At 66.9% G+C, this 26,604-nt stretch carries 23 protein-coding genes and 1 tRNA gene; 14 read left to right on the top strand and 10 right to left on the bottom strand.

Annotated features, from left to right (window positions below; genetic code table 11):
* Positions 1 to 48: 48 nt before the first annotated feature.
* The 4 genes from IEX71_RS07360 to IEX71_RS07345 are packed head-to-tail and all read left to right on the top strand — an operon-like array spanning position 49 to position 3,340.
* Positions 49 to 771: a response regulator transcription factor gene (locus tag IEX71_RS07360; RefSeq protein WP_308420959.1), complete on the top strand. Its 723-nt coding sequence runs from the start codon at positions 49 to 51 to the stop codon at positions 769 to 771.
* Positions 772 to 802: 31 nt separating this feature from the next.
* Positions 803 to 2,374, top strand: a complete 1,572-nt coding sequence (locus IEX71_RS07355) for a sensor histidine kinase (protein WP_229749547.1) — start codon at positions 803 to 805, stop codon at positions 2,372 to 2,374.
* Complete coding sequence (locus IEX71_RS07350) at positions 2,371 to 2,802, top strand: GtrA family protein (RefSeq protein WP_188836313.1); 432 nt, start codon at positions 2,371 to 2,373, stop codon at positions 2,800 to 2,802. The genes IEX71_RS07355 and IEX71_RS07350 overlap by 4 nt, the downstream gene beginning before the upstream one ends.
* A gap of 10 nt (positions 2,803 to 2,812) precedes the next feature.
* Positions 2,813 to 3,340, top strand: a complete 528-nt coding sequence (locus tag IEX71_RS07345) for a hypothetical protein (RefSeq protein WP_188836312.1) — start codon at positions 2,813 to 2,815, stop codon at positions 3,338 to 3,340.
* Between the two features lie 169 nt (positions 3,341 to 3,509).
* Here IEX71_RS07345 and IEX71_RS07340 read toward each other — a convergent pair.
* Positions 3,510 to 3,600: transfer RNA gene (locus IEX71_RS07340), tRNA-Ser, on the bottom strand.
* Between the two features lie 205 nt (positions 3,601 to 3,805).
* On the opposite strand from IEX71_RS07340, the gene IEX71_RS07335 reads away from it, so the two are divergent.
* Together IEX71_RS07335 and IEX71_RS07330 are read left to right on the top strand one after the other, a co-directional pair.
* A complete protein-coding gene (locus IEX71_RS07335) occupies positions 3,806 to 5,446 on the top strand; it encodes an LCP family protein (RefSeq protein ID WP_188836311.1) in 1,641 nt (546 codons plus the stop codon).
* Positions 5,447 to 5,518: 72 nt separating this feature from the next.
* On the top strand, positions 5,519 to 7,429 hold the full coding sequence (locus IEX71_RS07330) for a penicillin-binding transpeptidase domain-containing protein (RefSeq protein ID WP_188836310.1): 1,911 nt from the start codon (positions 5,519 to 5,521) through the stop codon (positions 7,427 to 7,429).
* 462 nt (positions 7,430 to 7,891) lie between these two features.
* Here the strand turns inward: IEX71_RS07330 and IEX71_RS07325 are convergent, their stop codons facing one another.
* Positions 7,892 to 8,095: a cold-shock protein gene (locus tag IEX71_RS07325; RefSeq protein ID WP_123272091.1), complete on the bottom strand. Its 204-nt coding sequence runs from the start codon at positions 8,093 to 8,095 to the stop codon at positions 7,892 to 7,894.
* Between the two features lie 240 nt (positions 8,096 to 8,335).
* Positions 8,336 to 9,409, bottom strand: a complete 1,074-nt coding sequence (locus tag IEX71_RS07320; protein WP_188836309.1) for a hypothetical protein — start codon at positions 9,407 to 9,409, stop codon at positions 8,336 to 8,338.
* Positions 9,410 to 9,592: 183 nt separating this feature from the next.
* On the opposite strand from IEX71_RS07320, the gene IEX71_RS07315 reads away from it, so the two are divergent.
* A complete protein-coding gene (locus IEX71_RS07315) occupies positions 9,593 to 10,000 on the top strand; it encodes a cupin domain-containing protein (RefSeq protein ID WP_188836308.1) in 408 nt (135 codons plus the stop codon).
* Positions 10,001 to 10,008: 8 nt separating this feature from the next.
* Here IEX71_RS07315 and IEX71_RS07310 read toward each other — a convergent pair whose 3' ends face one another.
* The 6 genes from IEX71_RS07310 to IEX71_RS07285 all read right to left on the bottom strand — a co-directional run bounded on the left by IEX71_RS07310 (position 10,009) and on the right by IEX71_RS07285 (position 16,040).
* On the bottom strand, positions 10,009 to 10,764 hold the full coding sequence (locus tag IEX71_RS07310) for an IclR family transcriptional regulator (protein WP_229749546.1): 756 nt from the start codon (positions 10,762 to 10,764) through the stop codon (positions 10,009 to 10,011).
* A 50-nt stretch (positions 10,765 to 10,814) separates the two neighbouring features.
* Positions 10,815 to 11,300: a nucleoside deaminase gene (locus IEX71_RS07305; RefSeq protein WP_188836306.1), complete on the bottom strand. Its 486-nt coding sequence runs from the start codon at positions 11,298 to 11,300 to the stop codon at positions 10,815 to 10,817.
* A gap of 53 nt (positions 11,301 to 11,353) precedes the next feature.
* Positions 11,354 to 12,607 (bottom strand): aminopeptidase P family protein, encoded by a 1,254-nt coding sequence (locus tag IEX71_RS07300; RefSeq protein WP_188836305.1) that lies wholly within the window; start codon positions 12,605 to 12,607, stop codon positions 11,354 to 11,356.
* Between the two features lie 17 nt (positions 12,608 to 12,624).
* Positions 12,625 to 13,572, bottom strand: a complete 948-nt coding sequence (locus tag IEX71_RS07295) for a polysaccharide deacetylase family protein (RefSeq protein ID WP_188836304.1) — start codon at positions 13,570 to 13,572, stop codon at positions 12,625 to 12,627.
* Positions 13,569 to 15,107 carry a purine-cytosine permease family protein gene (locus tag IEX71_RS07290; RefSeq protein ID WP_188836303.1) on the bottom strand — a complete coding sequence of 513 codons (1,539 nt, stop codon included), beginning with the start codon at positions 15,105 to 15,107 and terminating at the stop codon, positions 13,569 to 13,571. The genes IEX71_RS07295 and IEX71_RS07290 overlap by 4 nt, the downstream gene beginning before the upstream one ends.
* A 258-nt stretch (positions 15,108 to 15,365) precedes the next feature.
* Complete coding sequence (locus tag IEX71_RS07285; protein ID WP_229749545.1) at positions 15,366 to 16,040, bottom strand: GntR family transcriptional regulator; 675 nt, start codon at positions 16,038 to 16,040, stop codon at positions 15,366 to 15,368.
* A gap of 144 nt (positions 16,041 to 16,184) precedes the next feature.
* Here IEX71_RS07285 and glyA point away from each other — a divergent pair, with 144 nt between their 5' ends.
* The 7 genes from glyA to purU are packed head-to-tail and all read left to right on the top strand — an operon-like array spanning position 16,185 to position 24,820.
* Positions 16,185 to 17,465, top strand: coding sequence for a serine hydroxymethyltransferase (gene glyA / locus IEX71_RS07280; protein ID WP_188836585.1), 1,281 nt, complete (start codon positions 16,185 to 16,187; stop codon positions 17,463 to 17,465).
* 2 nt (positions 17,466 to 17,467) lie between these two features.
* The gene (locus IEX71_RS07275; RefSeq protein ID WP_188836302.1) at positions 17,468 to 18,706 is read left to right on the top strand and encodes a sarcosine oxidase subunit beta family protein; all 1,239 of its coding nucleotides are present in this window, start codon (positions 17,468 to 17,470) and stop codon (positions 18,704 to 18,706) included.
* Between the two features lie 11 nt (positions 18,707 to 18,717).
* Positions 18,718 to 19,011, top strand: a complete 294-nt coding sequence (locus IEX71_RS07270) for a sarcosine oxidase subunit delta (RefSeq protein ID WP_188836301.1) — start codon at positions 18,718 to 18,720, stop codon at positions 19,009 to 19,011.
* Positions 19,011 to 21,914, top strand: coding sequence for a 2Fe-2S iron-sulfur cluster-binding protein (locus tag IEX71_RS07265; RefSeq protein ID WP_188836300.1), 2,904 nt, complete (start codon positions 19,011 to 19,013; stop codon positions 21,912 to 21,914). The genes IEX71_RS07270 and IEX71_RS07265 overlap by 1 nt, the downstream gene beginning before the upstream one ends.
* A complete protein-coding gene (locus tag IEX71_RS07260; protein ID WP_188836299.1) occupies positions 21,907 to 22,515 on the top strand; it encodes a sarcosine oxidase subunit gamma in 609 nt (202 codons plus the stop codon). Before IEX71_RS07265 ends, IEX71_RS07260 begins: the two co-directional genes overlap by 8 nt.
* Complete coding sequence (locus IEX71_RS07255; protein WP_188836298.1) at positions 22,515 to 23,906, top strand: L-serine ammonia-lyase; 1,392 nt, start codon at positions 22,515 to 22,517, stop codon at positions 23,904 to 23,906. The genes IEX71_RS07260 and IEX71_RS07255 overlap by 1 nt, the downstream gene beginning before the upstream one ends.
* Positions 23,907 to 23,947: 41 nt before the next feature.
* Positions 23,948 to 24,820: a formyltetrahydrofolate deformylase gene (purU, locus tag IEX71_RS07250; RefSeq protein ID WP_188836297.1), complete on the top strand. Its 873-nt coding sequence runs from the start codon at positions 23,948 to 23,950 to the stop codon at positions 24,818 to 24,820.
* A 4-nt stretch (positions 24,821 to 24,824) separates the two neighbouring features.
* Here the strand turns inward: purU and IEX71_RS07245 are convergent, their stop codons facing one another.
* Positions 24,825 to 26,540, bottom strand: a complete 1,716-nt coding sequence (locus IEX71_RS07245) for an AMP-binding protein (protein WP_188836296.1) — start codon at positions 26,538 to 26,540, stop codon at positions 24,825 to 24,827.
* Positions 26,541 to 26,604 lie beyond the last annotated feature (64 nt).

The following is a 26,604-nucleotide window of genomic DNA, read 5'->3' as shown; positions in this document are numbered from 1 at the left end:
TAGACTTGGGCATGGCCGCACACAGTGACCGGCGAGAGGGTGACCATCATGAGCGAGAAATCTGGCCTGAAGCGACCTGACGGCTCCCCCGTACGCGTCCTCGTCGTCGACGACGAGAGCAATCTGACCGAGCTCCTCTCGATGGCGCTGCGCTACGAAGGCTGGGACATCAAGAGCGCGGGCACCGGGTCGAGTGCAGTGCGCACCGCCAAGGAGTTCCGGCCCGACGCGGTCGTGCTCGACATGATGCTGCCGGACTTCGACGGCATGGAGGTGCTGCGCCGACTGCGCGACGAGGACCCGACACTGCCGGTGCTCTTCCTCACCGCCCGCGACGCCGTCGAGGACCGCATCGCGGGACTGACCGCCGGTGGCGACGACTACGTGACCAAGCCGTTCTCCCTGGAGGAGGTCGTGGCTCGGGTGCGCGCATTGTTGCGGCGATCAGTGGCGATGACCGAAGACTCCTCCTCGACGCTGGTCGTCGGCGACCTGCGGCTCGACGAGGACAGCCACGAAGTGTTTCGTGGCGAGGATGAGATCACCCTGACGGCAACGGAGTTCGAGCTGCTGCGTTATCTCATGCGCAACCCCAAGCGGGTGCTGTCCAAGGCACAGATCCTGGACCGGGTGTGGCACTACGACTTCGGCGGCCAGGCCAACGTCGTCGAGCTCTACATCTCTTACCTCCGCAAGAAGATCGACGCCGGCCGCAGCCCGATGATCCACACCATGCGCGGTGCCGGCTACGTCCTGAAACCCGCCAGTTGAGCAGGGCTCGACTGCTGATCCGTCTCCCGCGATGACCACCACCGCATCATCCTGGCAACCCAGTCGCTGGACGCTGCGCACCAAGCTCGTCGCGTGGATGCTGCTGCTGTTCGTCATCGTGACGCTGGCGGTCGGCTCGCTCGCTGTATGGCGGCTGAATCAGACACTCACCTCCAGCATCGACACCCAGTTGCAGAACGCCCGCGCCGTCATACAAGGCAGCAACCCGGACCAGGGCGGTGGCCAGGACATCGGGCTGGGCGGCGGCAATTCGTTGCAGATGGATGTCGACGCGAACGGCGACGTCCTCTACCACCGCGATTACCAGACCCAGGAGCCCGTGGAGAACGCCACGGTCAACTCGCTCGGAGGCAGCACCCAGCTCACCAAAGCCCAGCAACGCAAGCTGTTGTCCGCGGGTCTGGGCAGCACACCGAAGGCCGTCGATCTCGGCAGGCTCGGCACCTACCAGCTGATTGCAGTCAGACACGCACAGTCAGTCCGATCCCTGTCCGACAACACCGTGCATCGGGAGGACGTCACCACCGTCATCGGACTGCCGTTGGACGACAACACCGACACCGTTCGCAAGACCGCGCTCTCGATCGGTCTCTTCAGCGGTGCCGGCGTCATCCTGATCGCGGTGGCCGCCACCGTCGTCATCCAGCGCAACCTCGAACCGTTGCGCCGGGTCGCAGCGACCGCGGCGCGCGTGTCCAAGCTGCCGCTCTCCTCCGGCGAAGTGGTCATGCCCGAGCGCGTCGAGCCGCGGGACACCGACGAGCGCACGGAGGTCGGGCAGGTCGGCGCGTCGCTGAACGACATGCTCGACCACATCTACAACGCGCTGACCGCACGCCAGGCGAGCGAGATGCAGGTTCGGCAGTTCGTCGCCGACGCCTCCCACGAGTTGCGCACTCCCTTGGCCTCCATCCGCGGGTATGCCGAGCTCTCCCGCCGCGAGACCCAGCCGGTGCCGCAGGGCGTCACACATGCACTCGGCCGCATCGAGTCCGAAGCGGGTCGGATGACGACCCTCGTCGAGGACCTGCTGCTGCTCGCCCGACTCGATTCCGGACGCCCGCTCGACTTCGCGCCGGTCGAATTGCCGATCGTCGCGATCGAGACCATCAGCGATGCCCGGGCGGCCGGCCCGGACCACGTGTGGGGCCTGGACCTGCCCGAGGAAGGCATCGAGATCGAGGCCGACGAGGCCAGGATCCGGCAGATCCTGATCAACCTGCTCGGCAACGCCCGCAAGCACACGCCGGCGGGCACGCAGGTCGTCGTGTCGGTGCATGCGCAGGGCGACGGTGTGCTGATCCAGGTCCGCGACAACGGACCCGGCATCGCGCCGGAGCTGGTCCCGCGGATCTTCGAGCGATTCATCCGTGGCGACGTCGCTCGCACCCGTACCGAGGGATCGACCGGGCTCGGCCTGTCGATCGTGTCCGCGGTCGTCTCCGCACACCACGGCAGAGTCGACGTCAGCTCGCGACCGGGCGAGACGGTCTTCTCCATCTGGTTGCCGCGTCGGCAGCCCGTCCCGGGACCGAAGGTTCCGAACCCGGCAGCACCGCACGACCCGCGAGTGCCGGTATGACGGAGGCGTCCCGCCATACGCATCTGAAACATCAACTCGGCAGTTTCGCGGTGATCGGTGTCGCAAGCACTGTCGCCAACGTCGTGCTCTTCTACCTGCTCAACCTGACGATGAACGCGCAGGTGGCCAACGCTCTCGCGCTGGTCATCACCACGGTCGTCAACACCGCCGCGAACCGCCACTTCACCTTCGGGGCGCGTTCGAAAGAGGGAGCCGGCCGTGCTCAGCTGCAGGGTCTTGTCCTCTGGCTGATCATGTGGTCAGCCACGGCGCTTGCACTCTTCCTGCTGCTGCAGGCAAACCCGCATGCTTCGCACACCGCGCAGTCGGTGGTGCAGTTGGCGGGCAACGTGGTCGCGACCGTTATCCGCTTCGTCATGCTGCGTCGCTGGTTCGCGCCGAAACCTGCTCTCGCGGTCCAGGAGTAGCGTCGTTCGTATGGCGCTGGCAACGTTCGACTTTCCAGCATTCGCTGCCGCTTTCGACGGTGAGCGGACCTCGCATGACCTCGGATGGTACGACTTGGCCGACGCGTTGTGGGCGCAATCCGACCTGCTCAACGCGCAGCGGCCACAGGACCATCCGATGTGCGGCGGTGCGATCGGGCGACTACCCGCACGCGGCGAAACCTCCTGTCAATACGCGCTTTTCCTGCTCCGCTGGCTGGACCGGCCACCGGAGGACTTCCTCGCCGGCGAGGTCGTGGATGTCGGCAAGGTCCGGCTCCCGAAGGCCGGACCGGACCAGAGGCTGCGCTTCGACCTGCCCGCGCTGCACGGTGCAATCAACGACGAGCGACGCGCGAGGGAGATGACCTGGGCACAGCTGGCCGATGTCATCGGCTGCACGCCGGTCCGCCTGACCAACCTGCGCACCGCAAAGCAGGCGGACCTCGCACTCGTGATGCGGGTGTTGCAGTGGCTCGCCCGCCCGTCGTCGGATTTCATTCACGCCGCTGACTGGTGACACCGCCCGAGGCGGCCGCCGCGGTCGGGTCGGCAGAGGGATCCGTCGCGCTCGAGCCGCCTCGTTCCTCGGCGGCTTGAGCGCTCCTCCCAAATCCCACGTTCTCGATGTCGAAACGAGTAGAGGGCACAGTGCGCGTTCGCGCACTGTGCCCTCTACTCGTTCGACGCGGAGGCGGAGGGATTTGAACCCTCGATGGGGTTTTATCCCCAAACCCGCTTAGCAGGCGGGCGCCATAGACCAGACTAGGCGACGCCTCCAGTGCCTCACTGTGTGAAGCGTGGCAAGGCTACCCAAGGGATGGCCCCGAGTTCAAAACGGGTGCCCCTGACCGACAACCGAGCGCAAAGCTTCGGCGTCTACTGTGACGGGGCTTCGATTTGTGATCGGCACGATTCGTCGGTCAGACTCGTTCATCCACAATGATCACGGAACGGTAACGAGCACCCAGGTGAAGGCAGGCGAATGACGGGCAACGTCGGGGGCGTCGGTGGACGACGCCATGTACCGGACCATGACCCGGACGAGACCATCATCGCCACCCGGCGAGAGCTCGTACGGCGTCAGGCTGCGGCGCGCCCCGGTGCCCGATCGCGTCAGGAAGTGCGCACCGCTCGCGCGCGGGACGTCCGGCGAGCACTCGGTCTGACCGCGCTGTCGGTGCTGTTGCCCGGCCTCGGGCTGCTGTGGACCAAGCGCAAGATGATCGGCCTGGCCATGGTCGGCGTCACCGTCATCGGCGCGATCTGCCTGGGCATCATCGTCTCCAGCGGCGGCCTCATCCACGGCACCGCACAGTTGCTCACCAAGAAGGGTCTGGTGCTGCTGCTCTTCTGCACGATCGGCGGTGGCCTGCTCTGGATCGCCGGCATCGTGCTGACCGCGCTGACGACCACCGGCAGGCGCTGGCCGGACCAGACCCGCTGGATGCACCGCATCTTCGCCACCATCATGTGTCTGGTGGTGGCCGCACCGGCCGCGTATGCCGCCCACGACGTGTGGATCACCCGCAACGCGTTCAACAACATCTTCCACGACCGCTACACCACCAACACCGACGCCGCGACCCCCGGCGGTGGAAGCGACCCCTGGGCCGACGTGCCACGCGTCAACATCCTGCTCTTCGGCTCCGACGCCGGAGCCGACCGCATCAAGCAGCGCCCCGACTCGCTGATCGTCGCCAGCGTCGACACCAAGACGGGTGACACCGTGCTGGTGAGCGTGCCGCGCAACATGGGTCACGCACCCATCCCCAAGAGCGACCCGCTGCACAAGCTCTACCCGGACGGCTTCACCAAGCTTCCCGGTCAGACCGACAACGCCGCCGGTCTGATGGAGAGCATCTGGCAGGCCGGGGACGACCACAAGGACCTCTTCCCGAAGGACGACCCGCAGCCCGGCTTGACCGCCACCCGTGACGCCGTCACCGGCATCACCGGCCTGAAGATCGACTACACCGCCACCATCGACCTCAAGGGCTTCGAGCAACTGGTCAACGCCATGGGTGGCGTCTACGTCAACGTCAAGGCCGATCCGAATTCGAACACCGACCCGAAGCTGGGCATCCCGATCGGCGGACGGATCATCAACGGCGTGATCCAGCCCGGCTCGATCACCGGCTACATCAAGCCGGGCTACCAGAAGCTCAACGGCCACGACGCGCTGTGGTACTCCCGCAGCCGAGTCGCCAGCGGCGATGACGAGCGGATGCGTCGCCAGCGCTGCATGATCAACAGCCTGGTCTCGCAGGTGAATCCGTTCCAGATGGTCAAGAAGTTCCCGAGCATCATGCAGGTGGCGTCCGACAACATCCGCATCGACATCAGCCAGGACGACCTGCCGGCCTTCGCGACGCTCGCCCAGAAGATGAAGAGCGGCAACATGCGGTCGGTCAACATCTCCAACCCGCAGAGCAATAACAATCCCGACTACGCCAAGATCCACGCGCTGGTGAAGAAGGCGGTCACGGCCAAGCACAACAAGAAGGCGCCGACGCCGAAGAAGAGCACGCAGTCGGCGAGCTCGAGCTCGTCCCCCACGACGCCGTCCAGCAGCTCGAGCAGCACGACGGCGAACGCCATCAGCAACACCGCCGACTCCTGCTGAGCCACGTCGTATGACGAAAGCCAGCCAGTCCCGCCGCGCGGCCACGTCGTGGCGATGGGGTTGGATGGTGCCATGAGTTCACGCACAGTGCTGGGAGTCACCGCGGGAGCCCTCATCATCGCGGGCGGGGCCGGCGGTTACATGTATTGGCAGCAGGCCGACAGTGTGAACAAGCAGGACTCGGCCGCGAAGTCCGCAGCGACGGACTTCGCGCACGACTGGTCGGCACGCCAGCTCGGGGCGGCGACATACGTCGGCACCACCGGCGAAGCAGCCGCCGCCAACTTCGCCACGGCCACCGCGGCTCTCGGCAAGGGTCCGATCAAGATCGATGTGACGAAGTTCAACCGCGACGGTGACACCGCTACCGCGACGCTGCACGTCGCGTGGTCCCTCGCCGACAAGCGGACCTTCAGCTGGGACGATCCGATCGAGTTGGCCAAGCAGGGCCAGACCTGGGGCGTCAAGGTCGACTCCTCGTCGTCGCTGTGGCACCCGAAGCTGCAGGCATCCGACGCGTTCGTGGTCCACGAGGAGGCCGGCCTGCGCGGTGAGATCCGCAGCACCGACGGCAGCGCGATCATGATCAATCGCAAGGTCTACGACATCTCGATCGATCCGACCAAGGCCACCGACGCATCGATCGGCCAACTGCAGAATGTCCTGAACATCACCGGCCTGGTCGACAAGCTGCACAAGGCCAAGAAGGCCGGCTCGCAGGCGCAGATCCCGGTGATCACCTACCGCCAGGACGATTACATCATCTATCAGAACGGCGTCGAGGGCCTGACCGGCGTCGTCGTGAACAGCCGCAAACAGCCGCTCGCCGAGAGCCGCACCTTCGCGCAGCCACTGCTCGGCGGCGTCGGACCGGTCACCGCCGAGATGATCAAGAAGCACCCGAACGAATATCACGCGGGCCAGATCGCCGGGCTGTCCGGACTGCAGGCGCAATACGACAAGACACTGCGCTCCACACCCGGCTTCACGATAACGCCGCGTTCCGACACCTCCGACGTGCTCTTCGGCAGCAAGGCCAAGAAGGGCAGCAACGTCACCGTCACGCTCGACCCCCGGGTACAGAACGCCGCCGAGAAGGCTCTGGAGTCGCAGAAGGGCAAGCCGGCCGCGATCGTCGCCGTCAACGTCAAGACTGGCGGCGTGAGCGCAGTGGCCAACTCACCGACATACGGCATCAATCGGGCGCTGACCGGCCGCTACGCGCCGGGTTCGCAGATGAAGATCGCGACGACCTATGCGCTGCTGACGCACGGCTTCGACCCCGACACGGTCGTGCCGTGCCCGAAGACGGTGACCGTCTACGGCTACCGGATCGGCAATTTCGAGGGCGAGACGGCGGGGCACCCGAAGTTCACCGAGGACTTCACCAAGTCGTGCAACACGGCGTTCGTGAAGGCGACCTCGGATTTCAGCGACACCGAGTTGCAGCAGGCTGCGCACGCACTCGGGTTCGGCGCCGGCTGGGCCAAGCAGGTCGGCGTCAACGGTGTGTTCGACGGCAACGTCCCGACCGCGAACGGCCCCACAGACAAAGCGGTTTCGGTCTTCGGTCAGGGCCGCGTGCAGGGTTCACCCCTCGCGGTCGCGGTGATGTCCGGGTCGGTCGCACGTGGCTCGATGATCGCGCCGACGCTCGTGACGTCACCGTCGCCAGGCGACGCGGCGAAAGCAAAACCGTTGAACCAGAAGGCGATCAAGGAGTTGCGCACGCTGATGCGCAAGACCGTGACGACGGGCACCGCGAAGGCGGTCAAGAAGGTCCCGGGTGGTCCCGTCTACGCCAAGACCGGCACGTCCGAGTGGGCCGAGGGCGGCAAGACCGGCGTCAACGGCTGGTTGACCGGCTGGCAGGGCAACACCGCGTTCTGCGTGCTCGTCGAGGACGTGCCCAAGGGCAAGAGCGGCGGCGACACCGCCGCACCCGTGGCCGCGAAGTTCCTCAAAACCCTCGCGAACAGCTGACATTCGCTGATCGCGTGAGCCCGGGCGCGTGCACGAGCCTCCCCAGTGTCGACATACGACCGACGCCCAGGGGCCTCCGCGTGCACGACTCTCCCCGGTGTCGAGATCGGTACGCTCCCGGCCGGTCAGACCGGTCATAGCTCCCCACTGGGGAGAGACATGACCGGTCCCGGGCCCATCCGCGTGCACGAGCCTCCCCGGTGTCGAGATCGGTACGCTCCCGGCCGGTCAGACCGGTCATAGCTCCCCACTGGGGAGAGATATGACCGGTCCCGGGCCCATCCGCGTGCACGACTCTCCCCGGTGTCGACGTACGACCGACGCCGAGCTGCCCGGGCGAGGGCTTCGTGGGATGACAGAACGCCCCGGCGAGCGCTGGCCGCGCTGCCGGGGCGTTGTGCTGGTCGGTTCGGCGCCCGACCATGGATGCTGCTAACTCATACTGCTAAATCAAGGGGTCGATCAGACCGGAACGACGTTGGCCGCCTGGGGGCCCTTGTCACCCTGGGTGATCTCGAACTCGACGCGCTGTGCCTCGTCGAGGCTGCGGTAACCCTGAGACTGGATCGCGGTGAAGTGGACGAAAACGTCCGGGCCGCCACCATCCTGAGCGATGAAGCCAAAGCCCTTCTCAGCGTTGAACCACTTGACGGTTCCCTGTGCCATTGGGGGTAACTCTCAATCTATTGTTCTTTTCGCATGACCGCGCACTTTACGTGGCCACCCGACCGCCGAGGCATGCCCCCAATGCGTGAACCGCCGCTCACAAACTCGGCGCCCAACAGTGAGTCGGGCGCCGCACCACGAGGAACTGCAACAGCAGTCGAAGATCGACGGTAGCACGGGCGGAGTGGCCGCAAGGTGTCCAGGAGTTGACCGATCTCAACGGCTGAACGGCCTACTCGTTCAACGTGCTTTGGGGGCCGCTTCCTGCCACCCACGCCGCGCGCCGGAAGCCACTCCACGCAGTCGTCGCTTGGCCGCCGCGCGGTATCGCTCCGCCGTCGTCGGGCCCACTCGAGCAGGCTGCGGCCCAGCCGCCGGCGCCGGCGCCGCGGCCGGTGCAGCAGCCGGTGCGGGCGTGACCGGTGCCGACTTCTTGCCCGGTCGACCGGCGATCACGAAGTCGCCGGTGCCCTTCGCCGGATAGGGGTATGGCGCCCACTCCTTGAAGAGTCCCGCCCGCTCGTCGTCCTTGACCTCCGCGGGCATGTCCCGAACGGTGAAGCCGGCCTCCTGCAACTCCTCCAGGATCTCCGGCGTGAACGGGTTGGCCCGCCAGCCGTTGACCATGTAGGTGCGCGTGCGCAGGTAGTCCAGGTAGCGACGCCCGTGCTTGTCGTCGGCACCCAGGTGCGCGAAGACCGCCATACGCTCCTCGTGCTCGGGTGCGATCTCGTCCGCCGGGAAGGCGTTCCACTCGTGCGGCTCCGGGAAGCGCGCGGTCGGGTCCTTCAGCAGCGTGCCGGCGCCGGAGTGCGTCATCCGCATGCTCCACACCAGCAGGTCGCGCGGGCTGTTCTTGAGATAGAGCGTCTGACCACTGGACAGGTCGCAGATGTCGTGCGCGCCGATCTTGAGGTTCAGGCCGCCGGTGTGTTCGGTGTGGTCCTGCAGGTAGATGCCGAACCGCAGCTGCGTGTAGCGGCTGTCCCAGTCGGGCGCGGCGGCGTCGAGCCGGTCGGTGTTGTCCTTGTGCCAGACACGGATCTTGCCGTTGATGGTCGCGGAGCTGTCACCGCCATACAGGATCTCCTCGGTGCCCAACAGCTTGCGGGCGACCGAGATCATCCGCCCGTCCGTGAGCGTATGCCGCAACGGCCCGCTGGTCAGGTCCCCACCCTTGCTGTGCTGCTTGTGGTGGCGCGCCTCCGCGCGCATCTGTTCCACTTCGGCGTCGCTGTACGCGTCCGGAAGTATGGCGTAGCCGTCCCTCCAGAACTTCTCGACATCCAGCTCAGCCAATGCCTTCTCGAACATGCCCTTCCCTCCATCGACGGATCTCCTCGCGCGTGCGCGGCAGACTCCGCCACGTGCTCCGTCGATCTGTTCATGGTGAGTTGGGCCACACGTAACGCCCCGGCGAATGTCGCGCGACGGCCTGGCAAACTCCCGGCGTCGGACAGCCTTGGGCCGGCTCCTGCGGCCGGATACGCTGCCGTGATGCTGGAGCGAGAGGGTGCCTACGCGTTCCCACATGCACTGCACGGCGGTTCGGGAGAGATCACTGTGCAGTGGCACGCCTTCGAGCAACTGCGGCTTCCCGTCGCGGTGCAGACCTGGCGGTTGCCGCCGGGCGCGTCCGAGGGATTGCATACGCACGATCCGACGTCGGACCCGCTCGAGGAGCTCTACCTGGTGATCGCCGGGACCGGGCGCATGCGGGTGGACGACGACGTGCACGACATCCGACCGGGCGACTGCGTCGTCGCCGCGGCCGGCACCGAGCACGACCTCACCAACACCGGCGACGACGAGTTGCGCGTCCTGGTCGTGTGGGGCAGCCCGGGCGAGGCGGACTGGTCGTCGTTCGGAACCGCGGCGAAAGCCCGGCAGGTGCGAGAGGCCTGACGGCCCGGTCAGGCCGTGCGCTGCTCCGGCGTGCCACCCAGCGCGCGCGTGAGCTCGTCCGCAGCACCCCGACACGCATCACACAACGCCGAAAGGCGTTCTGTGTCAACGCGATAACGCGGCACGGCGATCAGGATCGCTGCGATCAACCGACCGCGATGGTCACGCACCGTCGCGGCCACGCCGACCTCGTCGGGTGTCGTGTCGCCGTTGTTGACGGCGATCCCGTCCCTGTCGGCCCTGACCAGTCGCTGGTATGCCGCTCGGCTGCGCGACGCCGCGGCGAAGAACGCCTCGCGTTCCCCCTCTGGCAGCGCGGCCAGCCGCACCCGCACCGACGCGTCCTGGACCGTGCTGAAGCGGGTGCCGAGCTCGGTGGCGTGCTTGATCGGATTGGCGGACGGCACCTGCTCGACGATGACTGCGTCGAACCCGTCCCAGATCACCAGTGAACTGGTCTCCCCGGTGCGCTCGGTCAGCCCCGTCAGGACCGGCAACGCCGCGCGCCGTACGTCGAGGTTCGCCAGCAGGGAGCCCGCCACGCTCAGCAGGCCGAGTCCGAGCCGGAACTTCTTGGACAGCGGATCCTGCTCGACCAGGTCCTCCGCCTCGAGCGTCGTCATCATCCGCGACACCGAAGACTTGTGCAGACCGATCTCCTCGGCGATCTCGACGACGCCGAGCACCGGACGCTCCGGGCTGAAACAGCGCAGGACCGCCATGGCGGTGGCGACCGGCGACGATCCACGTGGTGTCGTCGTCATCGATTGCCCCCTCCCATCCGTGTCTCGCACCGTGTGAACTTCCATGGATGCTACTTCGCGCCCGGACCCTCGTGCAGCGTGCCGATGTCCTCGGCCCACACCAGCGGGAAGCGTTCTTGGAACTGCGTCATCAGGCCGGCGCACCGGTCGTCGTCGAGAACCAGCACCGTGACGCCACGACTGCGCAACCAGTCGAGTTCGCCTGGGAACGTGCGACTCTCACCGGCCACCACCTCGCGGATACCGAACTGCACGATCGCGCCGGAGCACATGGCGCACGGCGCGAGGGTGGTGTGCAGGATCGTGCCGTCATACGAGCCGATCCGTCCGGCCTGCCGCAGGCAGTCGATCTCGCCGTGCGCCGTGGGGTCGCCGTGTTGCACGCGCTGATTGTGGCCGGTCGCGAGCAGCTGACCGCCCCGCTCGAGCGCGGAACCGATCGGCACACCGCCGTCGGCGAGCGACGCCGAGGCGGCGTCGACCGCCGCCTCGAACGCCGCACGCGAGTAGCGCTCCCGTAGTTCGTTCTCATCCATGGTGATTCGTCCTCCCCGTGCCGATGATCCGTGCCGATGATCGGCGCGGTGCCTCAGATGCTGATGATGTTCCGCTCCGGGCCGAACGGGAACTTGGTGATGTTCTCGGCACCGTCGTCGCCGACGACCAGGATGTCGTGCTCACGGTAACCACCTGCGCCGGGCTCGCCGTCCGGAACGGTGATCATCGGCTCCATCGACACGACCATGCCGGGCTCGAGCACCGTGTCGATGTCCTCACGCAACTCGAGGCCCGCCTCGCGGCCGTAGTAGTGGGACAGCACACCGAAGGAGTGGCCGTAGCCGAAGGTGCGGTTGGGCAGCAGCCCGTGGCTCACGTAGATCTTGTTGAGCTCGGCTGCGATATCCTTGCAGACGGCGCCCGGCTTGATCAGCTCCAGGCCGGCCCGGTGCACCTCGACGTTGACGTTCCACAGCTCGAGCGAACGGGCATCCGGCTCACCGAGGAAGAGCGTGCGCTCCAGCGCGGTGTAGTAACCGGAGGACATCGGGAAGCAGTTCAGCGACAGTATGTCGCCCTCTTCCAGCTGGCGTGTCGTCGGCCAGTTGTGGGCGCCGTCGGTGTTGATGCCGGACTGGAACCACACCCAGGTGTCGCGAATCTCGCTGTTGGGGAACGTTTTCGCGATCTCGTGGACCATGGCTTCGGTGCCGGCGAGCGCGACTTCGTACTCGGTGGCGCCGACCTTGATCGCCTGCCGGATCGCCTCACCGCCGAGGTCGCCGATACGAGCGCCGTGCTTGATGACCTCGATCTCCTCCGGGGACTTGATCATCCGCTGGCGCATGGCGGCCTGCGACACGTCGACCAGTTCGGCGCCGTCGAGTGCGGCGGCCAGCCGCTGCCGCAGTATCAGCGGGAGCTGGTCGTCCTCGACGCCGACGCGCTTGGCGGTGACCCCGCGCTGTTTGAGGGCCTGCTGGATCGCGAAGTAGTAGTTGTCCCGGTTCCAGTCGGTGTAGACGATGTTCTCGCCATACGACCGACGCCACGGCATACCGGCGTCGATGTTGGCCGTGATCGTCACCGTGTCGGCGGCGGTGACGACCATCGCGTAAGAGCGACCGAAGTAGGTGAAGAGGAAGTCGCTGTAGTACTTGATCGAGTGGTATGACGTCAGCACGACCGCGTCGAGCTGCAGGTCGGCCATGATCGACCGCAGGCCGTCGATGCGACGCTCGAGTTCGGCGTCGCTGAAGGTGAGCGGCACCTTCGAGCCGTTGTGCAGCACCTTCAGTCGCTCGAGGTCGGCGACGCTGGTGGCAGGGGAAGTAGTGGTGGTCATGAGGTTGCTCCTTCGTGCTAGAGGTTGTCGTGCAGGTGACCGAGCGGGTGTCCGTCACCGCCCTGGCCGGGCTGTGGACCCGGGTCCGGGATCCGATGGTGGATTCGTATGTCGGACAAGGTGTTTGCGGTGTGTTCCGCGATCTGCTGAAGCGTCGCGAACCACACACCGTCGAGAGAGGTGATGTGGTCGACGAGCTCGGACAGGGCGCTGAGTCGCGTCGGGCGCCCGGAGATGAACGGGTGGTTCGTGAGAACGAAGCAGTTGCCGGCCGTGGCCGCCACGCTCGCCTCGTCGGACCACATCTGCAACGCCTTGCGCGGTGACTCGATGAGACCGCTGCCGGTCCACTCCGGGTAGAACGCGAACTGCTCCCAGTCATCCAGGGCCCAGTCGACGGGGATCTCGACGAGGTCGCGCGCGACGCCGTCACCGGAGGTGAAGCGGTAGGGCACGTCGCCGTCCAACAGACTTGAGTCATAAGCGAATCCACGCTCGAGCAGCATGTCGGTCGTGCGGTAGTTGTATTCCCACCACGGTGCCCGGTAACCGACCGGCCGGACACCGACGCGGTCCAGGCTCTCCAGCCCGCGGTCCAGCATCTCGGCCTCCTGCGCGTCGGTGAGCGACGTCGTCTTCTCGTGCATCCAGCCGTGGTGCGCCACCTCGTGCCCGCCGGCGACGATCGCCCGCACCATGTCCGGGTAGAGGTCGGCGGTGTAGCCGGGCACGAAGAACGTCGCTCGTATGTCGTGGTGCTCGAGCATCGCCAGCAGCTTCGGAACCGCCACGGAGGGTCCGTAGCTCTGGTGGGTCATCAGCGACATACGACGGTGGAAGGTGGCATCGAAGGCGAGTGCGCCCGCCTCCGCGTCCACGTCGAAGGTCAACGAAGCAGCGAACTTCTTCCCGTCGGGCCACGGGAACCCGGACGGCGGATGGAACGGCTGCCGTGTGTCACTCATGCACTCACCTCGGCCGGCTTGTCACGCAGAACCGCGTCGTCCTCGCAGGTGTGCAGCTCGGCAATCGCCTCCTGGTCCGCGATGTCGCTGCGCAGACCCAGCGGAATGCCGTCGTGGATCCGGCTCCTGAAGCGCCGGTAGCCGGTGAGGAAGTAGATCGTCCCGGACGTCAACGTGCCTGCGAGCCACGAGAAGTCGGCCCCGCCGAGAGCGCGGGCGGCCGGCCCTTGCAGGGCCGGTATGCCGCCATACATGAACATCCAGGTCATGAACAGACCGCAGAGGAACGCGATGATCGCGTACTTGTTGACCGCCTTGAGATGCGTGTCCTTGGGGTCGCGGAAGAGGTAGTCGAAGTTGCGGTGCTTGCGCTCGAAGATGAAGTAGTGGACTGCCATGATGCCGCCCCAGGTGGCAACCCAGCCGGCGATCGCGACGAGCCAGGTGTCGACGACGGTGGCGAAGTCACCGGCGAACATGAAGCCGATCACCGCGCACATCGACAGGGCACCGACCAGCAGCGACAACTTGCGCCGCGAGACCTGGATGTCCAGCGCCTGGCTGGCGACACTGAACGTGTACATGTTGATGATGTTGGTCGCGATCGGTCCGTGGATGACCAGCAGGATGATCGGGATCGCCATGGTGCCGAAGCTGCCCGCGATCAGCTGACCCGGGTCCGCCTTGGGGTTGGTGGTGGCCAGCGACGCGCCCAACGCACCGAGCCAGACCACCGGGATGAACTGTCCGGAGACGCTGGCGAAGTAGAGCCTGCGACGCGGGACGCTCCGGCTGACGAAACGCGAGTAGTCGGGGGCGTAGGTGAACCAGCCGATCCCCCAGCCGATGCCGATCGCGGTCATGATTGCCGACATGGTTGCGAGGCGCTCGGTGCCGTGCAGGCCCGCTCCCTGGTAGGCCCAGTTGACGTCGACCTTGGTCCAGGCGAGCACCGTCATGATCGTCAGCACCACCATCGTCGGCGGCATCGACCAGCGCTCGAACGCGGCGATGGCTCGGTAGCCGAGGAAGCAGATGATGACCTGCACGATCATGATCAGCGCGGCGACCGCGATGCGGGCACCGTAGTTGTGCGCGTCCGGGTCCACCCAGCCGAGCAGCCCGAAGAGGCTCATCACCAGGTCGAGGATGATCCAGGTGTTCACCGCCGCCCAGCCGATCGCAACGATCGCCTGTATGGCGGCCGGCAGATACGCACCTTTGCGCCCGAACGCGCCGCGCGACAGCAGCATGCCGGTCGCGCCGGAGCGCTGCCCGAGCAGCACGAAGAAGCCGAAGCCGAACATTCCGATCAGGTTGCCGACGACGAGCACGACCATCGTGTCCCTGAAACTGAGGCCCAGTTGCACGCCGAGCGCGCCGAGGATCCAGTTGATCGGTGCGACGTTGGCGCCGAGCCAGATCCAGAACTGACCGGAGACCTTGGTGGTCCGCTTCGACTCGGGGATCGGCTGTAGTACGTCTTCGACGTCGGCTGTCTGCGCCTCGTCGGGTGATGCTTCAGTGGTTTGCATTCCGGTTTCTTTCTGGGGGAAGGGATTCCGGGATTTGGCCTGATGCCAGATGTGTGGGTTCTGACGCACCCGGCGGATGTCGCCGACCGGCGCGCCATACCTCGCGAAGCGTTGATCGTTGCGTTCATTGCAACTTGGTTGCACCGAAATTAGAGGCGATTCAGCTCCCCGTCAAGTGCTACTGGTAGGTAGCTTTCGGACACTCCTGCAGATGGCCCGCGAACGACCGGTACGAAGAAGTCGGGGCGCCGCGCTGACTCAGAGGACGGTACGGATCCGGACTTCGAAGGCCTGCATGTGCTCCAGCATCAGCCGCTCCGCGCGTTCGCTGCCACCCCCGCGGACCGCTTCGAGCAACTCGATGTGCTCCACGATGTGCGACCCGACGTCGGCCAGGCGCGGTGCGGCCACCGACCAGATCCGGGTCGCGAGATTGCCATAACGCACCAGGGCCGTCTCCAGGTGAGCGTTGTGCGTGGCCCGGTAGATCGCGCGGTGCACCTGCAGGTCCCACTCCATGTGGTCGCGCGCGGAGGTGTCGGCCGGCAGCGCAGCCAGACCGTCGCGCAGCTTCTCCAGGTGTCGCCGATCCTCCGCGTCGGCGCGCACGGCACCCAGTCCGGCGGCGAGCGGCTCCAGGACCCGGCGGATCTCGGAGATCTCCGACAGGGCCGTGATGTCGACGGGGGTGGCGAAGGTGCCGCGCCGGGAGTAGGTGACCACCAGATGGTCGGACTCCAGCCGCTTGAACGCCTCGCGCAACGGCGTGCGGCCGACCGCCAACTCTGCAGAGAGCGACTGCTCGCTCAGCGGCGCGCCGGGCTCGATGTCGAGCAGCACCAGTCGCTCCTTGAGCGCCTCGTAGGCGACCTCGGTCAGCGATCCATTGGTCCGCGCTTGCTGGGGCTCGTGATGGGGCACGGACCGCATCATGGCAGCACCTCCGACGGGTTGACAGGCGACGAGCAGGGGCTTAGCTTACCCGACAACTGATATATCAGACTCGCTCAAGACGTACGGAAGGAAATCGCCGTGATCTCACCAAGCCCCACGATCAGCGACGCATCAGCAGCCGGTATGGCGCCAGGCGGTTTCAATTCCGCTCTCTCTCAAGCAGATCCGGAAGTCGCGGCGGCCATCGGACAAGAGCTGCTCCGTCAGCAGAACACCCTGGAGATGATCGCGTCGGAGAACTTCGCGCCGGTCGCTGCGTTGCAGGCGCAAGGCAGCGTGCTCACCAACAAGTACGCCGAGGGCTACCCCGGCCGGCGCTACTACGGGGGATGCGAGCACGTCGACGTCATCGAGAGCCTGGCGATCGAGCGGGTGAAGAGCCTCTTCGGAGCGGCATACGCCAACGTCCAGCCGCACTCCGGCGCCCAGGCCAACACCGCGGTCTACTTCGCGTTGCTGCAGCCGGGCGACTCCATCCTCGGGCTGGACCTCGCACACGGCGGCCACCTGACGCACGGGATGCGGATCAACTACAGCGGCAAGATGTTCGACGTCGCGGCATACCACGTGGACGACAACGGCCGGGTCGACATGGACGAGGTCGCCCGGCTCGCCCGCGAGCACCGACCGAAGATGATCGTGGCCGGCTGGTCGGCATACCCACGCATCCTCGACTTCGCGGCGTTCCGGGCGATCGCGGACGAGGTCGGCGCCCTGCTCATGGTCGACATGGCGCACTTCGCCGGACTGGTCGCCGCCGGCCTGCACCCGAACCCGGTGCCTTTCGCGGACGTCACCACCAGCACCACGCACAAGACCCTCGGCGGCCCGCGCGGCGGCATCATCCTGACGGGCGACGCCGCGATCGCCAAGAAGATCAACTCGGCGGTCTTCCCCGGCATGCAGGGCGGGCCACTGGAGCACGTGATCGCTGCCAAGGCAGTGGCTTTCCGCGCAGCCGCGACGGCCGACTTCGCCGACCGTCAGGCACGGACCCTGTCAGGTGCACGCCTACTGGCCGACCGACTCCTCCAGGACGACGCGGCACAGCACGGCATCCGCGTCCTGTCCGGAGGCACCGACGTGCACCTGGTGCTGGTCGACCTGCGAGATGCAGCTCTCGACGGCAAACAGGCCGAGGACCGACTGCACAGCATCGGAATCACGGTGAACCGCAACGCGATTCCCAATGACCCGCGTCCACCGATGGTTACCTCCGGCCTGCGCATCGGCACTCCGGCCCTGGCGACCCGCGGCTTCGGCGACGCGGAGTTCACCGAGGTCGCGGACATCATCGCGGCAACGCTGACCGCCGACGACATCGACGCCGTCGCGGACGACCTGCGTGCCCGCGTCGCGGCGCTGACCGCCCGCTTCCCGCTCTACCCCGACCTGGAGGCCTGAAAATGACCACTGCACAAGGTTCAGGGCAGCGCGCGCTGCCACCACACCCGTCCTTCCTGTGGCGCAACCCGGACCCACGGAACTCCTACGACGTCGTCATCGTCGGAGGTGGCGGGCACGGACTGGCCACCGCCTACTACCTCGCAAAGGTGCATGGCATCACCAATGTCGCTGTCCTCGAACGCGGTTGGCTGGCCGGCGGCAACATGGCACGCAACACGACGATCATCCGCAGCAACTACCTGTGGGACGAGTCCGCAGCCATCTATGAGAAGTCATTGAAGCTGTGGGAGGGCCTGGAGGACGAGCTCGGCTACGACATCTTCTTCTCCCAGCGCGGGGTGCTCAACCTCGCGCACACGTTGCAGGACCAGCGTGACTCCGTACGCCGAGTGGAGGCGAACCGCCTCAACGGCGTCGACGCCGAATACATCTCGCCGGAGCAGGTCAAGGAAGTCTGCCCGATCATCAACATCAGCCAGGACATTCGCTACCCGGTCATGGGCGCGACCTACCAGCCGCGCGCCGGCATCGCCAAGCACGACTGGGTCGCATGGGGCTATGCGCGACGTGCCAGCGAGCTGGGTGTCGACCTGATCCAGAACTGCGAGGTCACCGGCTTCGACATGGACGGCGACCGCGTCGTCGGCGTTCGGACAACACGCGGCAACATCAAGGCCGGACGTGTGGCGCTGGCCGCCGCCGGGCACACGTCCACGCTGACCGAGCTGGCCGGTTTCCGGGTGCCGATCCAGTCGCACCCGCTGCAGGCCCTGGTCTCCGAGCTGCACGAGATGATCCACCCGACCGTGGTGATGTCGAACCACGTGCACGTCTACGTCTCGCAGGCGCACAAGGGCGAGCTCGTGATGGGCGCCGGCGTCGACTCCTACAACGGCTACGGACAACGCGGCTCGTTCCACGTCATCGAGCATCAGATGTCGGCGGCGGTGGAGCTCTTCCCGGCGTTCTCCCGCGCGCACCTGCTGCGCACCTGGGGCGGCATCGTCGACGTCACCCTCGACGCCTCACCGATCATGGGACTCACGCCCGTCGATGGCATGTACGTCGACTGCGGTTGGGGCACAGGTGGATTCAAGGCCGTGCCGGGTGCTGGCTTCGCCTTCGCACACACCATCGCCAACAACGAGCCGCACGAGCTCAACCGTCCCTACTCCCTCGAGCGCTTCGTCACCGGAGAGCTCATCGACGAGCACGGCGCAGCCGCCGTCGCACACTGACAGGACCCGACATGTTGATGATCGAATGCCCACACTGCGGGGTGCGTCCCGAGGGCGAGTTCACGTATGGCGGACAGGCACATGTCCCCTACCCGGAGGACCCGCAAGCCCTCACCGACGAGGAGTGGGCGCAGTACCTCTTCTACCGCGACAACCCCAAGGGCACCTTCCGAGAGCGCTGGGTGCACAGCGCAGGCTGCCGCAAGTGGTTCAACGCGATCCGTGACACCCGCACCTACGACATCACCTCGACCTACCTCGGCGCGGCACCGGCCGAGGCGAACAGCACGCAAGGAGCGCAGTAATGGGCAGCCCACATCGTCTCGCGTCCGGCGGCATTGTCGACCGCGGCACATCCCGCACCTTCACCATCGACGGCCGCTCGTTTGAAGGCGTCGCCGGTGACACGGTTACCTCCGCCGCGCTGGCGAACGGCGTTCTGCAGGTGGGTGATTCGATCTACCGTGGCCGACCCCGCGGCGTCATGACCAGCGGCGTCGAGGAGCCGAACGCCTTCGTCCGCATCAACGGTGAGTATGGCGAGTCGATGCAGCCGGCAACGATCACCGAGCTCGTCGACGGGTCGGAACTGACCTGGGAGGACGGCATCGGCACCCTCGACCAGTCGGTCGACCCCGCGGAGTACGACCACATGCACGTGCACACCGATGTCGCCGTGATCGGTGCCGGTCCGGCCGGACTGGCCGCGGCACGCGCCGCAGCCGCGACCGGGGTGCGGGTGATGCTCTTCGAGCAGGACTTCGCGCTCGGCGGCAGCCTGCTCGGCCGGCCGAACGAGGTCGTCGAAGGCATCCCGGCCGGTGCCTGGATCGAGGATGTGACTGCGCAGCTCGAACAGGCCATCAACTGTCGGATCCTCAAGCGCACCAGCGTGTTCGGCAGCTACGACAGCAACTACCTGATCGCGCTCGAGAAGCGCGTCGAAGCGCCGGGCACGGACGGCGTCTCGCGCCAGCGCGTCTGGCACATCAACGCGGGGCGCGTCGTGCTGGCCACCGGCGCGTTCGAGCGCACGCTCGTCTTCGCGGGCAACGACCTTCCCGGCGTCATGCTGGCGTCCGCGGCACAGAACTATCTCGGCCGCTACGGAGTCCTGGCTGGCGAGCAGGTCGTCGTATTCACGACCAACGACTCGGCATACGGTGTCGCGGCCGACCTGGCGGCGGCCGGTGCGTCGGTGAGTCTCGTGGACAGCCGAGCGTCGGCCGGTGTCGACGACCCGGCATCCGTCGACGTCCATCACGGCAGCGTCGCGGTGGAAGCCATCGGCAGCGACCGGGTGGTCGGCGTGCGCATCGCACCGAGGGACGGCGACATACAGCAGACACAACAACTTCCGTGCGACCTGCTGGCCGTCTCCGGTGGCTGGTCGGCCAACGTGAACCTGCACTCGCAACGTCAAGGTGCGCTGCACTGGGACGACGACCTACTCGGCTTCGTGCCGTCCGGCGCGGTCCGGGACCAGTCGCTCGCCGGCTCGGTGACAGGCACCTACTGGACCGACGGCGCCGTCGCCGAGGGCATCGCTGCCGGTTCCGCGCAGCCGGATCCGACGACGGCCCAGGAGCGTCGGACCGGTTCGGGCACTACCGACGGCTTGTGGCTGATCCCCTCTCCTGCAGGCGATTTCGACACTCACTTCGTCGACCTGCAACGTGACGAGACCGCCGCCGGTGTCGTCCGCGCGGTGCGAGCCGGGATGCGCTCGGTCGAGCACGTCAAGCGCTACACCTCGATCAGCACCGGCCTGGACCAGGGCAAGATCGGTGGTGTTCTCACGATCGGGCTGCTGAGCCAGTTGCTCGGCGAGCACGACATGGCCTCCATGCCGGCCGGGCAGCCCGGTCAGGACGGCGCCGAAGGAGGCGCGACCGACCGGTCACCGTCACCCGGCGCCATCGGCACGACCACGTTCCGCGCCCCGTTCACACCCGTGGCGTTCGCCGCGCTGGCCGGTCGGGCTCGCGGTGAGCTCTACGACCCGGCCCGGGTGACGCCGGCGCAAGCGCGGCACGTGGCCCGCGGCGCGGAGTTCGAGGACGTGGGGCAGTGGAAACGGCCATGGTTCTACCCGCAATCGGGTGAGGACATGAACGCGGCGGTGGCCCGCGAATGCCGTGCAGCACGAACCAATGTCGCCTACATGGACGGTTCGACGCTGGGCAAGATCGAGATCCGCGGCAAGGACGCCCCGACGTTCCTCAACCGGATCTACACCAACGCCTTCGCCAAGCTTTCGGTCGGGAAGCAGCGGTACGGCGTCATGTGCGGTCCGGACGGGATGGTCCTCGACGACGGCGTCTCCTTCCGGCTGGCGGAGGACCGCTACCTGATGACCACGACCACGGGTGGCGCCGCAAAAGTCCTGGAATGGCTCGAGGAGTGGCACCAGACCGAGTGGCCGGAGCTCGACGTGTTCTTCACGTCGGTCACGGAACAGTGGTCCACCACGGTCGTCGCCGGCCCGCGGTCGCGCGACGTCATACACAAGATCGCGCCAGACCTCGACGTGTCGAAGGAAGGCTTCGAGTTCATGTCCTTCCACGACACGGTGCTCGCCAGCGGCATACCGGCACGCATCGCCCGGGTGACCTTCTCGGGTGAGCTGGCCTTCGAGGTCAACGTCAGTGGTTGGTATGGCGAGGCGGTGTGGGACGACATCACGCACGCCGGAGCGGAGTTCGGCATCACGCCGTATGGCACCGAGACCATGCACGTGCTGCGCGCGGAGAAGGCCTTCCCGATCGTGGGACAGGACACCGACGGCACGGTCACTCCGCAGGACCTCGGGATGGACTGGGTCGTCGCCAAGAAGAAGAAGGACTTCATCGGCATGCGGTCCTACGCACGCGCCGGGCACGTCGAGGAGGGCCGCAAGCAACTGGTCAGCCTCTTCCCCACCGACCCCGAGCTGCGCCTGCCGGAGGGCAGTCAGCTCGTAACGACGGACAATACACCGGCCGACCCGCTGGACGGCATTGCGCCACAACCGATTCCGATGATCGGGCACGTGACGTCCAGCTATCGCAGCGAGGCCTTGGACCGGACGTTCGCGCTCGCCCTCGTCCGGGACGGTCGGACCCGGATCGGCGAAGAGGTGATGGCCTCGTTCGAAGGCAGGTTCTACCCGGTGCAGATCGCCGAGGCAGTCGTCTATGACAAGGAAGGAGCACGTCGCGATGGTTGAGCGCACTGCGGTGCTGGAGCGCCGACGCAGTCCCCTGCAGCGGATGGCACGGGAGCTGGAGACCGGAAGCAGCGCGAATGCGGCGCTGCGGGAGGTCCCGTTCCTCGCGCAGATCGGCCTGCGCGTCGTAGCGGACACCCCATCGGCCGCGGCGCTCGAGGCGGCACTGTCCGGTCCCCTGCCGGAGGGTGTCGGCGACGTCACCGGGCTGCCGGGCGACCGACACGTCCTGTGGCTGGCGCCGGACGAATTCCTTTTGATCACACCGGACGAGGCGGACGGCGGCGACGACCCGGTGCGCATCACCGACGAACTGACCGCTGCGCTCGGCGAGTTGCCGGGGCAGGTCGTCGACCTGTCCGCGAATCGCACCACGCTCGAGTTGCGCGGCCCCCGCGCGCAGGAGGTGCTCGACAAGTCGTGCCGCCTCGACCTCGATCCGGTCGCGTTCCCCGTCGGATCCGCGCTGGTCACCCTGCTGGGCACGGTCGGTGTCGTCCTGTGGCGGGTCACCCCGGACACCTGGCGGATCATGCCGCGCTCATCGTTCGCGACGCACACCGCCCAGTGGCTGCTGGACGGCATGCGCGAGTTCGTCTGATGGCACTCTCCGCGCTCGACCTCTTCTCGATCGGGATCGGGCCGTCGTCCTCGCACACGGTGGGCCCGATGCGCGCCGCGGCGCGGTTCGTCGACGGTCTGCGCCGAGTCTCGTCACTCGGGCAGGTGCGGCGGGTGACAGTGCAGCTCTTCGGCTCGCTGGCCGCCACCGGCGTGGGTCACGGCACCGACCGCGCGGTGGTGCTCGGCCTGACCGGAGCGGACCCGGAGACGGTCGATGTGGCAGCGGCTTTCTCGCAGTTCGACGAGATCTGCGACACGCGGCGGCTGCTGCTCGGCGGCGAGCACGCGATCGACTTCGACGCCGGCGGCGATGTGGAGTTCCACCGCAAGCCGCTACCCCGACACCCGAACGGCATGCGCTTCACAGCATATGGCGCCTCGGGCGCGACGTTGGCGGAGGCCGAAAGCTATTCGGTCGGAGGCGGATTCGTCGTCGACAGGGATGCCGGTGACGGGCTTGGTACCGATGATGTCGCGGTTCAGCACCCGTTCACCCGCGCCGCGGAGCTGCTGGCGCAGTGCTCGGTGACAGGTGGCTCCATCGCCGACGTGATGCTCGCCAACGAGGCGGCGTTCCGACCCGAGTCCGAGACGCGTGAGCAGCTGTTGCGGATCTGGGCGGTCATGCAGGAGTGCGTCGAGAACGGTTGCACTCGTGAGGAGAAGTTCCTGCCCGGGCGATTGCGGGTGCGCCGCCGCGCCCCGGAGTTGCGCCGCGACCTGCGCGCTGACGAGGCGGACGAACGGGCCCGCACCGGAACGATGAGCGACCCGCTGTGGGCGATGGAGTGGGTGAATCTCTACGCGCTGGCGGTCAACGAGGAGAACGCGTCCGGTGGCCGGGTCGTGACCGCACCGACCAATGGCGCGGCGGGCATCGTGCCGGCAGTGCTGCACTACTTCACCCGGTTCGTGCACGGCGCCGACGACGACGCGGTCGTCACGTTCCTGCTGACCGCTGCCGCGATCGGCATTCTCTTCAAGGAACGGGCGTCGATCTCCGGCGCGGAGGTCGGCTGCCAGGGCGAGGTGGGTTCCGCCTGCTCGATGGCTGCTGCCGGCCTGTGCGCCGTGCTCGGCGGGACACCCGTGCAGGTGGAGAACGCTGCGGAGATCGGCATCGAGCACAATCTCGGGCTCACCTGCGACCCCGTCGGCGGCCTGGTGCAAGTGCCGTGCATCGAGCGCAACGCGATCGCCTCGGTCAAGGCGATCAACGCGGCGCGGCTGGCGCTGCACGGCGACGGCGACCATCGGGTCGGATTGGATGCCGCCATACGCACCATGCGGCAGACCGGCCGCGACATGAAGAGCAAGTACAAGGAGACCAGCCGCGGCGGTCTCGCGGTGAACGTGGTTGAGTGCTGAGTGCACCTGCTGAGCATGCCCCGGAGACAAGGAGATTCGCAATGAGCGCAAACAACGGTGAGCACCGCTACGTGCTGACCCTGGACGGCGCCGAGCGTCCGGGACTGCTGCACGCGGTCACCGGCTTCCTCGTCGACAACCGGGCCGACATACGGGAGATCAAGCAGTTCGACGACCAGCTCGCCGGTCGTTATGTATGTCGGGTCGACTTCGTGGTGCCCGATGACGGCGACCCGGGCATCGAGTCCATGGAGCGCTCCCTCGACGGTCTGCGTAGCGAGTGGCAGCTCACCGCCGGGTTGCGACGGGCGAGCGACAAGCAGCGGGTGCTGGTGATGGTGTCGAAGTTCGCGCATTGCCTCAACGACCTGCTCTTCCGCGCGCACGTCGAGGACCTGCCGATCGAGATCGTGGCAGTGGTCTCCAACCATCCGGACCACGAGGATCTGGTGCGATGGCATCACGTGCCGTTCCACCACGTGCCGGTGACGGCCGCGACGAAGCCGGAGGCCGAAGCGCGACTGCTGCAACTGGTCGACGAGCTCGACATCGACCTCGTGGTGCTCGCGCGCTACATGCAGATCCTCTCCGACACCCTGGCGCGCAACCTGAGCGGCCGCGCGATCAACATCCACCACTCGTTCCTGCCGAGCTTCAAGGGTGCCAAGCCCTACCACCAGGCGTACGAACGCGGCGTGAAAACCGTTGGCGCGACGGCACATTACGTCACCGGAGACCTCGATGAGGGGCCGATCATCTCCCAGCAGGTGCAGGAGGTCGACCACTCGTTCGCGCCGGCCGACCTCGTCGCCGCCGGACGCGACACCGAGTGCAAGGCGCTCTCGAACGCCGTCCGATGGCACTGCGAGGGAAGGGTTTTCGTGCAGGGTCGCCGGACCGTCGTGCTGCGCTGACCAATCAGCCCTTCAACTCGGGGAAGTCGTCATCGCGCCATTCGGGCACAGGACGGTTCCCGGCGATCTCCTCCTCGCGTCCGCGCAGCTCGACGCGGCGGATCTTGCCGGAGATCGTCTTGGGCAGCTCGTAGAACTCCACCCGCCGCACCCGCTGGTATGGCGCCAGGTGCTCCCTCGCGTATTTCAGGATCTCGAACGCCGTCTGCTCCGTCGGCTCGTGACCGGGCGCGAGCGCGATGTAGGCCTTCGGCACGGCGAGTCGCACCGGGTCCGGTGCCGGCACGATCGCGGCCTCGGCGACCGCCGGATGCTCGATCAGCACCGACTCCAACTCGAACGGGCTGATCTTGTAGTCGGACGCCTTGAACACGTCGTCGGTGCGACCGATGTAGGTGTAGTAACCCTCGCTGTCCCGGGAGGCGACGTCGCCGGTGTGGTAAACACCGTGCGCCATGACCAGGTCGTTGCGCTCCGGGTCCGCCTGGTAGCCCGTCATCAGACCGACCGGGTGCTGGCCCAGGTCGAGACAGATCTCGCCCTCGTCGGCATCGGCCGGCAGCAGCTCACCCGTGACGGGATCGGCGAGCCCGGACGGGACACCAGGCAGCGGACGGCCCATCGATCCCGCCTTGACCGCCGAGCCGGGGGTGTTCGCGATCTGCACACTGGTTTCGGTCTGCCCGTAGCCATCCCGGATCGTCAGCCCCCAGGACTTCTCGATCTGCCGGATCACCTCTGGATTCAACGGTTCTCCGGCGCCCACCACCTCGCGGAGGGCATCCGGTTTCGTGCCGAGATCCGCCTTGATGAGCATCCGCCATACGGTCGGGGGCGCGCAGAAGCTGGTGACCCCTTCGGTCCGCATCTGCTCCAACAGCGCTGCCGCGTCAAAGCGCGTGTAGTTGTAGAGGAAGATCGTCGCCTCGCCGATCCACGGCGCGAAGAAGTTGGACCACGCGTGCTTCGCCCAGCCGGGCGAGGACACGTTGAGGTGCACGTCGCCGGGGCGCAGGCCGATCCAGTACATCGTCGACAGGTGCCCGACCGGGTAGGAGACCTGCGTGTGCTCGACGAGCTTCGGCTTGGAGGTCGTGCCGGAAGTGAAGTAGAGCAACAGCCGGTCCTGCGGCGTGGTGCCCGGGTGCTCGATCGCGTGCCACTCGGTGTCGAAGGCGTCGGCGAAGTCCTGCCAGCCGTCGACCGACCCCACGCTGAGCCGGAGGTAGTCGCCGGCGACCCCGTCGAACTTTCCGATGTCGGTCGCGTTGCAGATGACGGCCTTGGCGGTGGTGCGCTCGAGGCGGTCGGTCAGTTCCTTGGGCCCGGCGGCCGTCGTCGTCGGCACGATGACCGCGCCCAGCTTCATCACGCCGAGCATGGTCTCCCAAAGCTCGACCTGGTTGTTCAGCATGATGATGACCGCGTCGCCCTTGCCGACTCCCAGTCCGCTCAGCCAGCTCGCGACCTGGTCCGAGCGGCGGGACATCTCCTGGAAGGAGCGGCTGGTGCGTGAGCCGTCCTGCTCGACGATGACCAGCGCCGGGCGGTCGTTGCCGGCCGCTACGGCGTCGAACCAATCGACGGCCCAGCAGAACCGGTCGCCCAGGTCCGGCCAGCGGAACCCCGCGACTGCCTCGTCGTAGTCGTCGTGGTGCTGCAGCAGGAAGTCCCGCGCCGCCCGGTATGCCGTGGTTGCCGTCGAGTCCATGTTCGTCATCATGGCACCGCCCCTTGCGGGGCGAATAGCGGATCCGAGGAACGAGGATGGGCGCATCGATACC

The organism is Flexivirga endophytica, assembly GCF_014640635.1.
GTDB lineage: Bacteria > Actinomycetota > Actinomycetes > Actinomycetales > Dermatophilaceae > Flexivirga > Flexivirga endophytica.
This window is presented reverse-complemented; position numbering and strand designations above follow the sequence as displayed.

What these genes read in the sequence shown, in the direction of transcription:
- IEX71_RS07360 (WP_308420959.1), top strand. Translation starts at nt 49, where the DNA reads ATGAGCGAGAAATCTGGCCTGAAGCGACCTGACGGCTCCCCCGTACGC.
- IEX71_RS07255 (WP_188836298.1), top strand. Translation starts at nt 22,515, where the DNA reads ATGGCACTCTCCGCGCTCGACCTCTTCTCGATCGGGATCGGGCCGTCG.
- IEX71_RS07290 (WP_188836303.1), bottom strand. Translation starts at nt 15,107, where the DNA reads ATGCAAACCACTGAAGCATCACCCGACGAGGCGCAGACAGCCGACGTC.
- IEX71_RS07245 (WP_188836296.1), bottom strand. Translation starts at nt 26,540, where the DNA reads ATGACGAACATGGACTCGACGGCAACCACGGCATACCGGGCGGCGCGG.
- IEX71_RS07310 (WP_229749546.1), bottom strand. Translation starts at nt 10,764, where the DNA reads ATGACGACGACACCACGTGGATCGTCGCCGGTCGCCACCGCCATGGCG.
- IEX71_RS07300 (WP_188836305.1), bottom strand. Translation starts at nt 12,607, where the DNA reads ATGACCACCACTACTTCCCCTGCCACCAGCGTCGCCGACCTCGAGCGA.
- IEX71_RS07275 (WP_188836302.1), top strand. Translation starts at nt 17,468, where the DNA reads ATGACCACTGCACAAGGTTCAGGGCAGCGCGCGCTGCCACCACACCCG.
- IEX71_RS07260 (WP_188836299.1), top strand. Translation starts at nt 21,907, where the DNA reads ATGGTTGAGCGCACTGCGGTGCTGGAGCGCCGACGCAGTCCCCTGCAG.
- IEX71_RS07295 (WP_188836304.1), bottom strand. Translation starts at nt 13,572, where the DNA reads ATGAGTGACACACGGCAGCCGTTCCATCCGCCGTCCGGGTTCCCGTGG.
- IEX71_RS07265 (WP_188836300.1), top strand. Translation starts at nt 19,011, where the DNA reads ATGGGCAGCCCACATCGTCTCGCGTCCGGCGGCATTGTCGACCGCGGC.
- IEX71_RS07350 (WP_188836313.1), top strand. Translation starts at nt 2,371, where the DNA reads ATGACGGAGGCGTCCCGCCATACGCATCTGAAACATCAACTCGGCAGT.
- IEX71_RS07285 (WP_229749545.1), bottom strand. Translation starts at nt 16,040, where the DNA reads ATGATGCGGTCCGTGCCCCATCACGAGCCCCAGCAAGCGCGGACCAAT.
- IEX71_RS07335 (WP_188836311.1), top strand. Translation starts at nt 3,806, where the DNA reads ATGACGGGCAACGTCGGGGGCGTCGGTGGACGACGCCATGTACCGGAC.
- IEX71_RS07330 (WP_188836310.1), top strand. Translation starts at nt 5,519, where the DNA reads ATGAGTTCACGCACAGTGCTGGGAGTCACCGCGGGAGCCCTCATCATC.
- glyA (WP_188836585.1), top strand. Translation starts at nt 16,185, where the DNA reads ATGGCGCCAGGCGGTTTCAATTCCGCTCTCTCTCAAGCAGATCCGGAA.
- IEX71_RS07320 (WP_188836309.1), bottom strand. Translation starts at nt 9,409, where the DNA reads ATGTTCGAGAAGGCATTGGCTGAGCTGGATGTCGAGAAGTTCTGGAGG.
- IEX71_RS07355 (WP_229749547.1), top strand. Translation starts at nt 803, where the DNA reads ATGACCACCACCGCATCATCCTGGCAACCCAGTCGCTGGACGCTGCGC.
- IEX71_RS07325 (WP_123272091.1), bottom strand. Translation starts at nt 8,095, where the DNA reads ATGGCACAGGGAACCGTCAAGTGGTTCAACGCTGAGAAGGGCTTTGGC.
- IEX71_RS07315 (WP_188836308.1), top strand. Translation starts at nt 9,593, where the DNA reads ATGCTGGAGCGAGAGGGTGCCTACGCGTTCCCACATGCACTGCACGGC.
- IEX71_RS07345 (WP_188836312.1), top strand. Translation starts at nt 2,813, where the DNA reads ATGGCGCTGGCAACGTTCGACTTTCCAGCATTCGCTGCCGCTTTCGAC.
- IEX71_RS07305 (WP_188836306.1), bottom strand. Translation starts at nt 11,300, where the DNA reads ATGGATGAGAACGAACTACGGGAGCGCTACTCGCGTGCGGCGTTCGAG.
- IEX71_RS07270 (WP_188836301.1), top strand. Translation starts at nt 18,718, where the DNA reads ATGTTGATGATCGAATGCCCACACTGCGGGGTGCGTCCCGAGGGCGAG.
- purU (WP_188836297.1), top strand. Translation starts at nt 23,948, where the DNA reads ATGAGCGCAAACAACGGTGAGCACCGCTACGTGCTGACCCTGGACGGC.